The organism is Bradyrhizobium campsiandrae (assembly GCF_014529705.1).
In the GTDB taxonomy this organism is placed as follows: Bacteria; Pseudomonadota; Alphaproteobacteria; order Rhizobiales; family Xanthobacteraceae; genus Bradyrhizobium; species Bradyrhizobium campsiandrae.
Genome location: NZ_JAANIH010000373.1, coordinates 1 through 245, shown reverse-complemented (window position 1 = coordinate 245; position 245 = coordinate 1). Strand labels below are relative to the sequence as shown.

The 245-nt window shown below is 69.0% G+C and carries 2 pseudogenes; one reads left to right on the top strand and one right to left on the bottom strand.

Annotated elements, in window-relative coordinates:
• Positions 1-126 (top strand): annotated as a pseudogene (locus G8O24_RS44910) (PDR/VanB family oxidoreductase); the annotation flags it as partial.
• Here G8O24_RS44910 and G8O24_RS43490 read toward each other — a convergent pair.
• A pseudogene (locus tag G8O24_RS43490) lies at positions 119-245 on the bottom strand (PDR/VanB family oxidoreductase); the annotation flags it as partial. The pseudogenes G8O24_RS44910 and G8O24_RS43490 overlap by 8 nt on opposite strands.

The window sequence follows — 245 nt, the reverse complement described above, 5'->3', positions numbered from 1 at the left end:
CCCGAAACGCGGTCCTATTCGCTGGTCGGCGAGGCGTCTTCGCGCGGTTTCAAGATCGCGGTGCGCCGCGCCGAAGATTCTCGCGGCGGCTCGCGCTACATGTGGCAGCTGGCGCCGGGCGCACGGCATAATGCAGCGTGACATTTGCGCCGCGCCGCGCCAGTGCCTGCGCAGCGCCGAGGATCGGGGTGATGCCGATGCCGCCGGCGATCAGGCAGTAGTTTTCACGCTCCCAGTCGACGGCC